Annotated in this window: 12 protein-coding genes; 5 read left to right on the top strand and 7 right to left on the bottom strand. The window is 71.8% G+C overall.

The features are described 5' to 3' along the window. Nucleotides 1–39 precede the first annotated feature (39 nt). The 6 genes from V2W30_RS09275 to V2W30_RS09300 all read right to left on the bottom strand — a co-directional run bounded on the left by V2W30_RS09275 (nt 40) and on the right by V2W30_RS09300 (nt 6,074). Nucleotides 40–1,071 (bottom strand): maleylpyruvate isomerase family mycothiol-dependent enzyme, encoded by a 1,032-nt coding sequence (locus tag V2W30_RS09275; RefSeq protein ID WP_338695193.1) that lies wholly within the window; start codon nt 1,069–1,071, stop codon nt 40–42. Further along, complete coding sequence (locus tag V2W30_RS09280; protein WP_338703540.1) at nt 1,071–1,643, bottom strand: RNA polymerase sigma factor; 573 nt, start codon at nt 1,641–1,643, stop codon at nt 1,071–1,073. Before V2W30_RS09280 ends, V2W30_RS09275 begins: the two co-directional genes overlap by 1 nt. A 148-nt stretch (nt 1,644–1,791) precedes the next feature. Further along, nucleotides 1,792–2,853 carry an aminotransferase class V-fold PLP-dependent enzyme gene (locus V2W30_RS09285; RefSeq protein WP_338695195.1) on the bottom strand — a complete coding sequence of 354 codons (1,062 nt, stop codon included), beginning with the start codon at nt 2,851–2,853 and terminating at the stop codon, nt 1,792–1,794. An 86-nt stretch (nt 2,854–2,939) separates the two neighbouring features. Next, nucleotides 2,940–3,662 (bottom strand): DsbA family oxidoreductase, encoded by a 723-nt coding sequence (locus tag V2W30_RS09290; RefSeq protein ID WP_338695197.1) that lies wholly within the window; start codon nt 3,660–3,662, stop codon nt 2,940–2,942. A gap of 267 nt (nt 3,663–3,929) precedes the next feature. After that, nucleotides 3,930–4,538 carry a DUF1349 domain-containing protein gene (locus V2W30_RS09295; RefSeq protein ID WP_338695199.1) on the bottom strand — a complete coding sequence of 203 codons (609 nt, stop codon included), beginning with the start codon at nt 4,536–4,538 and terminating at the stop codon, nt 3,930–3,932. A gap of 3 nt (nt 4,539–4,541) precedes the next feature. Then, complete coding sequence (locus V2W30_RS09300; protein WP_338695201.1) at nt 4,542–6,074, bottom strand: aldehyde dehydrogenase (NADP(+)); 1,533 nt, start codon at nt 6,072–6,074, stop codon at nt 4,542–4,544. Nucleotides 6,075–6,202: 128 nt separating this feature from the next. Here V2W30_RS09300 and V2W30_RS09305 point away from each other — a divergent pair, with 128 nt between their 5' ends. From V2W30_RS09305 to V2W30_RS09325, 5 genes are all read left to right on the top strand, one after another. Continuing rightward, nucleotides 6,203–6,985: an IclR family transcriptional regulator gene (locus tag V2W30_RS09305; RefSeq protein WP_338695203.1), complete on the top strand. Its 783-nt coding sequence runs from the start codon at nt 6,203–6,205 to the stop codon at nt 6,983–6,985. Nucleotides 6,986–7,080: 95 nt separating this feature from the next. Then, the gene (locus V2W30_RS09310; protein WP_338695206.1) at nt 7,081–8,541 is read left to right on the top strand and encodes a penicillin-binding transpeptidase domain-containing protein; all 1,461 of its coding nucleotides are present in this window, start codon (nt 7,081–7,083) and stop codon (nt 8,539–8,541) included. Nucleotides 8,542–8,686: 145 nt separating this feature from the next. Further along, nucleotides 8,687–9,265 (top strand): SigE family RNA polymerase sigma factor, encoded by a 579-nt coding sequence (locus V2W30_RS09315; RefSeq protein WP_338695208.1) that lies wholly within the window; start codon nt 8,687–8,689, stop codon nt 9,263–9,265. Continuing rightward, on the top strand, nt 9,262–10,095 hold the full coding sequence (locus tag V2W30_RS09320) for a hypothetical protein (protein WP_338695210.1): 834 nt from the start codon (nt 9,262–9,264) through the stop codon (nt 10,093–10,095). The genes V2W30_RS09315 and V2W30_RS09320 overlap by 4 nt, the downstream gene beginning before the upstream one ends. Nucleotides 10,096–10,275: 180 nt before the next feature. Beyond that, on the top strand, nt 10,276–11,106 hold the full coding sequence (locus V2W30_RS09325; RefSeq protein WP_338695212.1) for a pectate lyase: 831 nt from the start codon (nt 10,276–10,278) through the stop codon (nt 11,104–11,106). Nucleotides 11,107–11,286: 180 nt separating this feature from the next. Here the strand turns inward: V2W30_RS09325 and V2W30_RS09330 are convergent, their stop codons facing one another. Then, complete coding sequence (locus V2W30_RS09330; RefSeq protein ID WP_338695214.1) at nt 11,287–12,435, bottom strand: right-handed parallel beta-helix repeat-containing protein; 1,149 nt, start codon at nt 12,433–12,435, stop codon at nt 11,287–11,289. Nucleotides 12,436–12,602: the final 167 nt, after the last annotated feature.

Below are 12,602 nucleotides of genomic sequence, written 5' to 3' on the forward strand. Positions count from 1 at the left end.
GACGTGGGGCGGGGCCTTGTGGCCCCGCCCCACGTCTGTTCAGAGCCAGGCCAGGCGAGAGGCCCGGTCCAGGAACGTGCGCGCCGTCCCCTCGTCGCCCGTCGTGGTGCGGGAGACCGTCTCCGGGGCGGTGCGGCCTCCGATGAGGTAGCAGAAGTCCAGCGGGTCCAGGGCCAGTTCGGCGTGGACCGGTTCGTCCTCCGAGCCCAGGATCCACTCCGTGGTGCGCGTGGCGTCCGTGACGGTGAGGGCCACCGGCAGGGCCTGCGGGCCCAGTGCCAGGCCGAGGATGCGGATGCCCAGCCGGACCAGGCGCCACAGATGCGCCGGGGGCGGCGGCGGCACCGGGCGCTCCAGCGCGCGGCCGATGTCGTCCGCGTGGATCCATGTCTCGAAGGCGCGGACCAGGAAGTGGTCCGCGACCGGCAGCCTGGCTCCCACCAACAGCGCCGGTCGGGCCGCTCGTTCGGGGTCGTGCGCCTCGGGAGCGGTGAGGAGGGCGTTCGCCTGGGCGCGCCAGGTCGCGACCGTGTCGCCGGGGGCGCGGGCCCTTTCGTGGGCGATCACGCGCTGGGTACGGGACGCCCACGCCGTGCGCCAGCCGGTTCCCTCCGCCGGGGCCGTCGTGGGCGGGGCGTTGGCCGGCAGGCCCAGGTGCAGGGCCAGGTGCTCGTCGGCGGCGATCAGGTGGGCGACCGTGTCCTGCACCGACCAGTCGTGGATCACGGGGGTGCCCCAGGGGGCCGCCGGTCCGTCCAGTTCGCCCAGCAGCGCCTCCAGGGCGGAGACCGCGGCGGCGTACGGCTCCGCGTGCGGGGCGGTAGGGGGTACCGGTGCGCGTCGGGCTCGCGCTCGGGCCAACAGGGCTTCGGGGGGCGCGAGTCGGGTGTCCGCGCGCTCGGTCGGTGCGGCGCCGTCCAGCATCCTCACCGTTGCGCGCAGGCGCTCCGCCTCGGCCGCGCACTGTTCGCAGTCCGCCATGTGGTGCGGGACCAGCCGGTCTTCCTCCGGTGGCAGGGCTCGTAGTGCCCAGGGTGCCAGTAGGTCGTGGGGGTGGTCTTTCCTCGTCATCACGCTCCCCTTTCTCGCGCCCGGGTCCCGAACGCCGGGTCCGGCGGATCCGCCAGCGTCTCGGCCAGCCGGTGCAGGGCCGTGCGCAGGCGGGTCTTCGCCGTGCCCTCGGGGATGCCCAGGTCCGCCGCCGCCTCACGGTACGTACGGCCACCGAAGTACGCCAGGTGCACCACCTCCCGCTGATGCAACGGGAGTTCGGCCAGCGCGGAGTGGAGCAGCAGGGAGCGCTCGCGGTCCACGACCCGTTCGTCGGGGCCCGGGTCCAGGTCCGGGATCGCGTGCAGCACCTCGTCGTCGGCGGTGGCCGCCTTGCGGTGGCGGGCCTCGCCGCGCACCCAGTCCACCGCACGCCGGTGGGCGAGCATGCTCAGCCACGTCCGCAGCGTGCCGCGGCGCGCGTCGAACGCGTAGGGCCGCGCCCACAGGTGGGCGAAGACCTCCTGCGCCACGTCGTCCGCCGCACTCGTGGAGCGCGTCACCCGGACGGCGACCCCGCGCACCAGGCCGCCGTAGACGTCGTACGCCTCCGTGAGCGCCGACTCGTCGCCGTAGACCAGGCGTCGGTGCAGGTCGGAGTCGGCTGCCGGGGCCCGCGCCGGGGCCGCTCCCGTCCGCGTCCGCCCGGGGTTCTGTGGGTTCGTGCGCGCCACCTGCACCACCACCTCGTATGCCTTCCTAGCGTCCGGCGGGCCCGGACGCCAGGGTTCGGCGCGCCCTTCAGGCGGACAAGGCGTCCAGGAGGCGGTCCACGTCGTGGGGCGTGTTGTAGAGGTGGAAGGAGGCGCGCAGGTTGCCCGCCCGGTTCGAGAGTTCGATGCCCGCCTCGTGCAACCGCTGTTGCCGCACGCCCAGTTCGGGGACCGAGACGATCGGTGATCCGGGCGACGGGATCGGCTCGTGGCCGAGCGACGCCAGGCCCGCGCGGAAGCGGTCGGCCAGGGCCAGGTCGTGGGCCCTGATGTCCTGCGGGCCCAGCTTCTCGATCAGGGCCAGGGACCGGCGTGCTCCCGCGTACGCGACGAGGCCCGGTGTCTCGTCGAAGCGCCGGGCGGAGCGGGCCAGTTCGGTGACCGGGCCGTAGCAGCTGTCCCACGGACGCTCCCCCGCGACCCAGCCGCCGAAGACCGGGGTGAGCGCCTCGAAGGACCGGTCGTCCCCCGGAGCGATGAAGAAGACCGCGCCCCGCGGGCACGTGAGCCACTTGAAGGCGACGGAGGCCACGTAGTCCGCGGCCGCCGCGTGCTCGGCCAGCGGGAACCAGCCCGCCGCCTGCGACGCGTCGATGTAGAGGCGGGCGCCGTGGGCGCGGGTGGCCGTGCGCAGATCCGTGAGATCGGCGATCCTGCCGTCCGCCGACTGGGCCGCGCTGACCGCCACGAGCGCCGTGCCGGGACGGACCGCCTCGGCCAGCCCCTCCAGCGGTACGGTGCGGACCTTGAGGTCGCCGCGTACGTGGAACGGGTTGATCGTGGAGCTGAACTCGCCCTCGGCCACGAGGACTTCGGCCCCTTCGGGCAGCGCCGCCGCGATCAGGCCCGTGTAGAGCGCCACGGACGCGCCCGTGGCCACGCGGGTCACCGGGACCCCCGCGATACGGGCGAAGGCCGCCCGCGCCTCCTCCACGTCGGTGAAGAGGGAGTCGATGGGGCGGCCCTCGGTCATGGCGACGATCGCGTCGCGCATCGCGTCCGCGGCTCGGGCCGGCAGCAGGCCCGAGCTCGCGGTGTTCAGGTAGGTGGTGGCGGGGGTGTACTCGGCTCGGACGAGATCGGTGTCCATGCCCATACTCTGCCTCGGCGCCAACTACCCGTCCATTGCGAATAGTTGAGCAGTACCTCTCAGCGACGCTTATGCGTGCCGCTCGGTCAGGCCTGCGGGACCGCGCAGCCGTCGGGGCCGCAGGCGTCGCCGCCCTCGCTCGTGACCGGGTCGATCACGGTCAGCGGCGAGCGGGCGTCCCATGCCTGGGTCAGGGCCTGGGTGAAGACCTCGGCGGGCTGGGCGCCGGAGACGCCGAACTTGCGGTCGAGGACGAAGAACGGGACGCCGGTCGCACCCAGCTCGGCCGCCTCGCGCTCGTCCGCGCGGACCGCTTCCGCGTACGCGTCGGGGTCCGCGAGGACGGCTCGGACCTCGGCCTCGTCGAGGCCGGCCTCGACGGCGAGCCGGACGACGTGCTCGTCGTCGGCGAAGACGGAGCCCTCGTCCGCGAAGTTGCCTCGGTACAGGGCGTCGATCATGGCGTCCTGGAGGCCCTTCTCGTGGGCGAGGTGGAGGAGGCGGTGCAGGTCGAAGCTGTTGCCGTAGTCGCGGCCCTCGGTGAGGTAGGGCAGGCCGAGCGCCGCGGCCTGCTGACCGAGGCCCTGCTCGTTGGCGGCCGCCTGGGACTCGCTGATGCCGTACTTCTGGGCGATCTTGGCGATGACCGGGCCGGTGTCGCCCTTCTTGATCGTGGGGTCCAGCTCGAAGGAGCGGTGCACGACCTCTACGGCGTCCTTGTGCGGGAAGGCGTCGAGGGCCTGCTCGAACCGGGACTTCCCGATGTAGCAGAACGGGCAGTTGATGTCGGTCCAGATCTCGACGCGCATGGGGGTTCTCGCTCCGGGTGTGTTCTGTACGGGGCAGGAGGTGTCCTGCGGTCAGGTACAACCGGATGGAGCCTCCGGTCATTCCCGGGGCGTCGGGCCGCGTGAGGGCGGGGCGTGTGGGGGTGCCTCCTCGGCCGGATGGGCCGTGCCGTTTCCGGATGACCGATGTCGGGCCTCCCGCGCCGTGCTCCCGCGGAGTCCTGCGGGGCACCCCGACACGTCCCCTCACGTCGTGTCGCGGGTGCCCCCGTGGAGTGCCTCGGTCCGTCAGGAGCCGTCTCTGAGGGCCTGGGGCCAGTTCGGGCGGAATTCGATGTGGTCGTACGTGACCACGCAGCCCTCCCCTACGGGGGACTGCGCCAGGAAGCCGACCATCGCCGCCGCCGCCGACTTCTCGTCCCCCAGGGAGAAGATGCGGATGAAGGTCCACGTCTCGCCGTCGGTCGACGCGTGGAAGGCGAAGGCCGAGCCCGTGCGGCTGACGCGCAGCCACGCGGTGGAGCCGGGGACGACGAACGCGTTCGCGTCGTCGGAGTGGCCCCGGGTGACCACCGTGCAGATCGTCGGCTCGTCCGGGGAGCGCTCGAAGCAGAGCTTCGCCCACTCCCGGTCCCCGACGTGGAGGTAGAGGACACCCGCGTCGAACGCCGCCGCGAAACCGACCGTGACCCGTGCGATCAGCTGGAAGTCGCCCTCCGGCGCCCCGAGCAGCCGGGGTGCGTCGGAGGCGGGTTCGAGGGCGTCGCCGGTCGGCGGGACGAAGCGGTCCTGCCGCGGGCCCGCCCAGCCGGTGAGCGTGCCCTTTTCGTACGACCATTGTCCGTCGGGGCCGTAGCTGCGCAGCGGGAACGGGAGCTCGGGGAGTCGAAGGTCCATGGCTCAGATTTCCAGTCGGCCGTTGTAGCGGCGGGGCAGGCCCAGCGGGTTGTCGTCGCGCAGCTCCGGCGGGAGCAGTGCCTCCGGGGTCGTCTGGTACGAGACCGGGCGCAGCCAGCGCTCGATCGCCGTGCCGCCGACCGACGTGGAGGTGGAGGTCGTCGCCGGGTACGGGCCGCCGTGGTGCTGGGCCGGGGCCACGGCCACGCCGGTCGGCCAGCCGTTGACCAGGACGCGGCCCGCGAGCGGGGTGAGCTCCGCGAGGATCTCGGTGCCGCGGCCCTCGCCTGCGGCCTCGGTCGAGGACAGCTGGACCGTCGCCGTGAGGTTGCCGGGGAGTCGGGAGAGGACCGCCGTGATCTCGTCCGCCGTCTCGTAGCGGGCGACGACGGTGACCGGGCCGAAGCACTCCTCCAGGAGCAGGTCGTGCTCCGTGCCCTCGACGGCGAGGCGCGCCGCGGGGACCGTGAGGAAGCCGGGGCTGACCGTGTGCTCGCCGCCCGCGCCCGGCGTGACCGGCGCCTCGACGTCGGGCAGCTGGGCGCGCTCGGCGACGCCCGCGACGAAGTTGTCCCGCATGCGGTGGTCGAGCAGGACGCCCGCCGCGGTGTCGCTGACCGCCGCCGTGAGGGACTTGAGCAGGGTGTCGCCGGCCTCGCCCCGCGGCGCGAAGACCAGGCCCGGCTTCACGCAGAACTGGCCGACGCCCAGGGTCATGGAGCCCGCGAGGCCCGTACCGATCTGGTCCGGGCGCTCGGCGGCCGCCGCCTCGGTGATCACCACCGGGTTCAGCGAGCCCAGCTCGCCGTGGAACGGGATCGGGGTGGGGCGGGACGACGCCGCGTCGAACAGCGCGCGGCCGCCGCGGACCGAGCCCGTGAAGCCCGCCGCCGCGATCAGCGGGTGCTTGACCAGCTCGACGCCCGCCTCGAAGCCGTGCACCAGGCCGAGGACCGACTCCGGGATGCCGTGCTGGGTGGCCGCGCGACGGATCACCGACGCGACCAGCTCGGACGTCGCCGGGTGGTCCGGGTGGGCCTTGACCACGACCGGGCAGCCCGCCGCGAGGGCGCTCGCCGTGTCGCCGCCGGGGACGGAGAAGGCGAACGGGAAGTTCGACGCCGAGTAGACCGCGACGACACCGAGCGGGATCTTGTAGCGGCGCAGGTCCGGGATCGGCGGCGTCGCCGTGTCGTCCGGGTGGTCGATGACGACGCCGAGGAAGGCGCCCTCGTCGACGATGGTCGCGAAGGCGCGCAACTGGAAGCAGGTGCGCGCCAGTTCACCGGTGAGGCGGACCGGGCCGAGGGCCGTCTCCGCGTCGGCCGCCTCGACCAGGTGGTCCTTGGCCTCGTCGAGCAGGTCGGCCGCCGTGCGCAGGAACGCGGCGCGGACGGTGCGGTCGGCGAGCGCGCCGCGCGCCTCGTGCGCGGCGCGGACCGCCTGGTCGACCTCCTGGGCGGTGGCCTCGGTCGCAACCTGCTCCCGCTGCTTCCCGGTTCGGGGGTCCACACTCCAGACTGGTGCTGCTGCCACGGCGAATTCCTCCAGCTTTTCTCGCGGCTCGCCGGACGAGCCCCGAGGGTCGTTCGATATACTGAACGCTGTCTCTGATGATGAACTCTACGGAGACTATTTCTCGTCGAACGAAGGGGTCAAGGGCGATGTCGGCTGGCGAGACGGGGGCCGCTGCGGGCGGTGCGCAGGTGAAGTCCGCGGTACGGACGGTGGAGTTGCTCGAGTACTTCGCCGGCCGCCCCGGAATGCACTCGCTGGCCGCGGTGCAGGAGGCCGTCGGGTATCCGAAGTCGAGCCTCTACATGCTCCTTCGTACGCTCGTCGAGCTCGGCTGGGTGGAGACCGACGCGACCGGGACGCGGTACGGGATCGGAGTGCGGGCCCTGCTCGTGGGCACCTCGTACATCGACGGCGACGAGGTCGTGGCCGCGGCCCGGCCCACCCTCGACCGGCTCTCCGACGACACCACCGAGACCATCCACCTCGCGCGGCTCGACGGGACGAACGTCGTCTATCTCGCCACCCGGCAGTCGCAGCACTACCTGCGGCCTTTCACGCGGGTGGGACGGCGGCTGCCCGCGCACTCGACCTCGCTCGGCAAGGCGCTGCTCGCCACGCACACCGACGAGCAGGTCCGCAAGATGCTCCCCGAGACGCTCCCCGCGCTGACCGAGCACACGATCACCGACCGCGAGAAGCTCATCGAGGAGCTGCACCTCGTGCGGGAGCAGGGGTTCGCCGTGGACCGGGAGGAGAACACGCTGGGGCTGCGCTGCTTCGGAGTGGCGATCCCCTACCGGACCCCCGCCCGCGACGCCATCTCGTGCTCGGTGCCGGTGGCGCGGCTCACACCCGCGCACGAGCAGATGGTGAAGGACGCCCTGTTCGACGCCAGGGACCGGCTGACCCTCGCCACGCGTCGCCTGTAGGACCCCTCCCCCGCCGGGCGCGGATCGTGAGAGGTTCCTGAGAAAAGCAGGACGATCGGAACGAAATGCTCCGGGCCGCTCGTCTTCTCTGCGGGATGAACAAGACGATCAGGCGCGCCTCGGTCTTCACGCTGCTGCTCATACTCGTTCTGCTGGCCAGGGCGACATGGGTGCAGTTCTACGAAGGCCAGGCCCTCGCGGACAGTGACAAGAACCGGCGGAAGGCCATCGAGCAGTACGGCTACCCGCTGGGCGACATCATCGTGGGCGGGAAGGCGGTGACAGGCTCCACGAAGACCGGGGCTTCGAGCGACCTCGCGTACAAGCGGACCTACACGGACGGCTCGCTGTACTCGGCGGTGACCGGCTACACGTCGCAGGTGTACGGCTCCACTCAGCTGGAGTCCATCTATCAGGGCGTGCTCGACGGCACGGACACCCGGCTGAAGAACCCGCTGGACACGCTCACCGGCAAGCACTCCGATCCCGGTGACGTGGTCACGACCATCGACCCGGCGGTGCAGAAGGCGGCGTACCGGGCGCTCGGCGACAAGAAGGGCGCCGCCGTCGCGATCGACCCGGACACCGGGAAGATCCTCGGCATGGTGTCGACCCCGTCGTACGACCCGTCGACGATCAGCGGCTCGGGCTCCTCGGACGCGAAGGCGTGGAAGACCCTGGCCGGGGACAAGGACGCGCCGACCACGAACCGGGCCCTGAAGCAGGCGCTGCCGCCGGGGTCGACGTTCAAGCTGGTGGTCGCCGCGGCCGCGCTGGAGGACGGCCTGTACGCGTCGGTCGACGAGAAGACCGAGTCGCCGAACCCGTACCTGCTGCCCGGGACGAGCACGTACCTGAAGAACGAGAGCTCGACCGCGCCCTGCGAGGACGCCACGATCCGCACCGCGTTGCAGTACTCCTGCAACAACGTCTTCGGGAAGATGGCGGTCGACCTCGGCCAGGACAAGCTCAAGGCGATGGCCGAGAAGTTCGGCTTCGACGACGACGAGCTGGACATCCCGGTACGGGCCGCCGAGAGCGTGTATCCGTCCGGCATGGACAAGGCGCAGACCGGACTCTCCGGTATCGGCCAGTTCGACGTCACGGCGACGCCGTTGCAGATGGCGATGGTGTCCGCGACGATCGCCAACGGCGGCGAGCAGGCGTCCCCGCACATGGTGTCCCAGGTGACGGACGCGGACGGCGACGCGATCAAGAGCTACGCGGACGGCGACGACACCCGTGTCGTGAGCGAGTCGACCGCCTCGCAGTTGCGGTCCGCCATGGAGACCGTGGTGTCCCAGGGCACCGGTACCAACGCCCAGATCTCCGGCGCGACGGTCGGCGGCAAGACGGGCACCGCACAGCACGGCGAGAACAACAGCCAGACGCCGTACGCCTGGTTCACGTCGTACGCGAAGGACGACGCGACCGGCAAGGAGGTCGCCGTCGCGGTGGTCGTCGAACAGTCCGACGCGGAGCGCTCCGAGGTGAGCGGCAACGGGCTCGCGGCGCCGATCGCGAAGGCCATGATGAAGGCCGCGCTGGACGACTGACCGACCCGGCCGTTCCGGTCCGTCCGGAATGGCCGGAACGGCACCCTCCGATGCGTCCGGCATCACGGACGCCCTTCGAATCACCGTACGAAACGCTGGTACGCTCTCGCACTCCGCCGGGCCGCACAGTGAGGGAGGGTTCCGCGTGAGCACGGTCGTGGACGATGCCGCCTCCGCCGAATTTCATGCCTTCTTCGAACGGCACCACGCCGAACTCGCCCGCCTCGCCCACCTGTTGACGGGCGAGCCGGACGCCGCCGACGATCTCGCGGCGGACGCGCTGCTCGCGCTCTGGCACCGCTGGGACCGGGTCCGGGCGGCCGAGCATCCCGTCGCGTACGCGCGCGGCGTCGTCGCCAACCTCGCCCGCACCCGGATCCGCAGCGCCATCCGTGAGCGGCGGCGCGTAGCCCTGTTCTGGTCGGGCCGTCAGGAACGCACCGACGGACCCGATGTGCCGGCCGTCGTCGACGTCCAGGACGCGCTGCGGGAACTGCCGTTCCGCAAGCGCGCGTGTGTCGTGCTGCGGCACGCCTTCGATCTGTCGGAGAAGGACACCGCGCTCGCCCTGGGGATCTCGGTCGGTACGGTGAAGAGCCAGACGTCGAAGGGCCTGGCCGAACTGGAACGCCGGCTCGGCCACGAGCAGCTGAACGGGCAGACGCCACGGCGCGTACGGGCGGTCGGTGCGGCACTCGATGCCACGGAAGGAGGTCGGCGATGAGCGACGACCTGCGGCAGCGGCTGCGCGAGGCCGCCGACACGCACCGGCCCGACCGGGAGCGGATGCTGGCCCGGATCGAGCGCGCTATGCACGAACAGCCCGCGGCGCGGCCCGAACGGCACCGGCCCGCCGTCGGCTGGGTGCGGATCGCCGGGGTCACCGCCGGGGTCGCCGGGGTGCTCGCCGTCGGCGGGTTCGCGGTCGGCGCGGCCCTGCGCCAGGACGAGACCCCGCAGCAGCGGGTCGCCGTCTCGCCGACGCCCACGACCGCGCCGTCGCCGGACGCCACCTCGCGCGAGCCGCGGCCCTCCACGACCGCGACCTCCTCCGGGAACGCCGCCGAGCCCTCGCGGACTCCGGAGCGTTCCGCCTCCTCCGGTCCCGCGAAGCCGTCGGCCGGTTCGGGCGGCGGTTCGGACGAGAAGCCGCCGGTGAACGACACCACCGACGGACCCCTGTGGTCGGACGGGTCGGTCGACCCGGGGTCGAACGACTACTGGGGCCAGAGCAACGTCACGTTCAAGACGAAGGACCCGCTGTCCGAGCTGACCGTCGAGCTGCGGGTCGCGCAGACCGGCAAGGTCGCCAGCACCGGCCACTGGCGCTCCCTGCCCGCCGACGACTTCACCGAGTCCGTCGACGAGAAGGACGGGTTCCTCGTGTACCGGTGGGTGCTGAAGGACGGGCGGACGGTACCGGCCGGGGAGAGCGTGTTCGCCGGTCAGTACGACCATGCCTCCGGGGGGCGGGACGCCTCGGACGACCGGTACTCCGTGACGGGGCGGACGACCGCGGGCCGGGACGCCTCCGTGGGCGGGGACTTCGAGTAGTCCGGTCCGGTTGCTTCTCGCCGCTCCGGTTGCTCGTCCACGGTCCGGTCGCCTTCCGCCGGTCCCGTTCCGGTCCCGTTGCTCGTCGCCGGTCCGGCTGTGTGCCGGCGAAGAATCGGGGCGCGGGAGAACGGGGCGACTTCGCGGCAACCTTTCCGCGCCGGGGGGCGACCAACGGGCATGACCAACAGCCAACCCCCTCGTTCCCACCGTCGCCGCGTGACCCGGCGGCGGGCCGTCCTCGGTGGGCTCGCCGCGTTCACGCTCACCGGCGCCGCCGTCGCCACCAGTGGGATGCTCAACTCCGCCGGTGCCGCCACCACGTGGCCCGAGGCGAAGGGCACCCAGGCCGTCTCCTCCACCATCTCCGTCTCGGGCACGCTCGACGGGGGCTACAAGCGTTACTACGGCTCCGGCGACCTGGGCGGCGACGGCCAGGACGAGGGCCAGGACCCGATCTTCAACTTGAAGGACGGCGCCGTCCTGAAGAACGTCATCATCGGCTCCCCCGCCGCCGACGGCGTGCACTGCGCCGGAACCTGCACGCTCCAGAACGTCTGGTGGGAGGACGTCGGCGAGGACGCCGCCACCTTCAAGGGCAAGTCCACCTCGTCCGTCTACACCGTGTACGGGGGCGGCGCGAAGTCGGCCTCCGACAAGGTGTTCCAGTTCAACGGCGCCGGAAAGCTGGTCGTCACCAAGTTCCAGGTGGCGAACTTCGGCAAGCTGGTGCGCAGTTGCGGCAACTGCTCGACCCAGTACAAGAACCGCAACATCATCATCAACGACGTCGACATCACCGCCCCCGGCAAGTCGATCGTCGGCATCAACTCCAACTACGGTGACACCGCCGCCCTGCGCAACGTCCGTATCCACGGCGACAGCAGCAAGAAGATCAAGCCGTGCGTGCGGTACCAGGGGAACGACACCGGGGCCGAGCCCAAGGAACTGGGCAGCGGACCCGACGGGACGTACTGCCGGTACACCGCCTCCGATCTGACCTACGACTGATCCGACGACTGATCCGTCAACTGCCCCTCGCCCGAGCCACGTTCGTCCCCGGTTGGCCCCCCGGCCGGGGACATGCCCCTGACCGCCCCCCGGTCAGGGGACGGGGGAACCCCCAGGAGGAGCGCCCCCGCCGGTGGGACCCGGCGGGGGCGCTCTTCGTCGACTCGCCCGCGAGCGACGTCAGTTCATGGTCGAGCCGATCGTGGTCGAGCCGGTCGTCAGGAACGTCGTCGCGGGCAGCGAACCGTTCGACCGACGGGCGCCGTACGCGGTGGTGGCGTCGGTCGACGTGAAGGACGGGGTCGCGATGCCGCTGTCCCAGGTGTTGCCCGCGGAGACGGTCGACGAGCCGAGCTCGGCCGGGCCCGTGCCGTTCTTCACGGCGAGGTTCTTGCCGAGGCGGGCCGTACCGGTGGCGACGTAGTAGCCGGACGCGGTGTTGGCGTACGCCGTGTTGCGGTCGAGCTGGATCGCTCCGGTGTTGGAGTTCTCGGTGAAGCCGTGGAGGCTGTTGTTCCAGGCCGCGTCGTTGTTCACGACGTGGGCGGCCGTGGCGCCGCCGCCACCGAGCTTGAACCCGTTGCCGTTGCCCTCGAAGGCGGTGTCGTTCCAGCGGTTCTTGCCGTTGCCGTACGCCCACGAGTGCTCGATGGTGACCGGCGACGAGAACTGCCAGAGGTCCATGCCGTCGTCGGAGTTGTCGGAGAGGCGGGCGCCGGTGACCTTGTTGCCGGTGCCGGAACCGAACTTCACGGCGAGACCGTCCGCGTTCCGGCCGTGGCCCGCCGGGTCGTAGTTGCCGTGACTGTCCAGGTTCTGGATGAGGTTGTTCGTGGTGCCGTCGCCGCGCAAGGTGAAGCCGGAGTCGCCGTTGTTCGCGGTGACGAGGTTCTTGAAGACGCCGCCGACGGAGGAGGTGGCGACGAAGCCCTGGGCGGGCGAGTTCTGCCAGGTGATGTTCTGGACGGTCCAGTGATCTCCGTAGATCCCGGCGAGCCAGGAGCCGTCGGGCAGCTTCGAGCCGTCGACCTTCACCTGCTCGCCGCCGTACGCGGCGAGCGTGATCCGGTCCGCACTCGTGCCGTTCGCCGTGGACTTGAGGGTGGCGGTCGGGTAGTAGGTGCCGCCGCGGATCCGGATGGTGGTGCCGGCGGAGGCGTTCTTCACGGCCGTCTCCAGCTGGGCCGTGGACGAGACGGTGACCGTGGTGGCCGCGTTCGCGTCGCCCGGCCGGAGGCCGAGGCAGACGCCGCCCGCGCCGGCCGCGACCGCGACGGCGATCGCGATCGGGACGGCACGGGTGCGGCGGTGACGTGCAGGGGTGCGCACGGAAGGGATCCTTTCCTGGGGGATCTCGCACCCGTAGGTGGTCACCGTCCCCGGGAAAGGTTGCCGCAGCCCGAGAAGACCCCAGGTCAGACCAGTCGGCCCGGTCGGTCCGGCAGGTCCGGTCGGTCCGGTCGGTCCGGCAGGTCCGGTCGGTCCGGCAAGTCCGG

Source organism: Streptomyces sp. Q6, assembly GCF_036967205.1.
Lineage (GTDB): Bacteria > Actinomycetota > Actinomycetes > Streptomycetales > Streptomycetaceae > Streptomyces > Streptomyces citrinus.

Coding starts and splice junctions, on each gene's coding strand:
- V2W30_RS09275 (WP_338695193.1), bottom strand. CDS start 1,071: ATGACGAGGAAAGACCACCCCCACGACCTACTGGCACCCTGGGCACTA.
- V2W30_RS09285 (WP_338695195.1), bottom strand. CDS start 2,853: ATGGACACCGATCTCGTCCGAGCCGAGTACACCCCCGCCACCACCTAC.
- V2W30_RS09290 (WP_338695197.1), bottom strand. CDS start 3,662: ATGCGCGTCGAGATCTGGACCGACATCAACTGCCCGTTCTGCTACATC.
- V2W30_RS09295 (WP_338695199.1), bottom strand. CDS start 4,538: ATGGACCTTCGACTCCCCGAGCTCCCGTTCCCGCTGCGCAGCTACGGC.
- V2W30_RS09305 (WP_338695203.1), top strand. CDS start 6,203: ATGTCGGCTGGCGAGACGGGGGCCGCTGCGGGCGGTGCGCAGGTGAAG.
- V2W30_RS09310 (WP_338695206.1), top strand. CDS start 7,081: ATGAACAAGACGATCAGGCGCGCCTCGGTCTTCACGCTGCTGCTCATA.
- V2W30_RS09320 (WP_338695210.1), top strand. CDS start 9,262: ATGAGCGACGACCTGCGGCAGCGGCTGCGCGAGGCCGCCGACACGCAC.
- V2W30_RS09325 (WP_338695212.1), top strand. CDS start 10,276: ATGACCAACAGCCAACCCCCTCGTTCCCACCGTCGCCGCGTGACCCGG.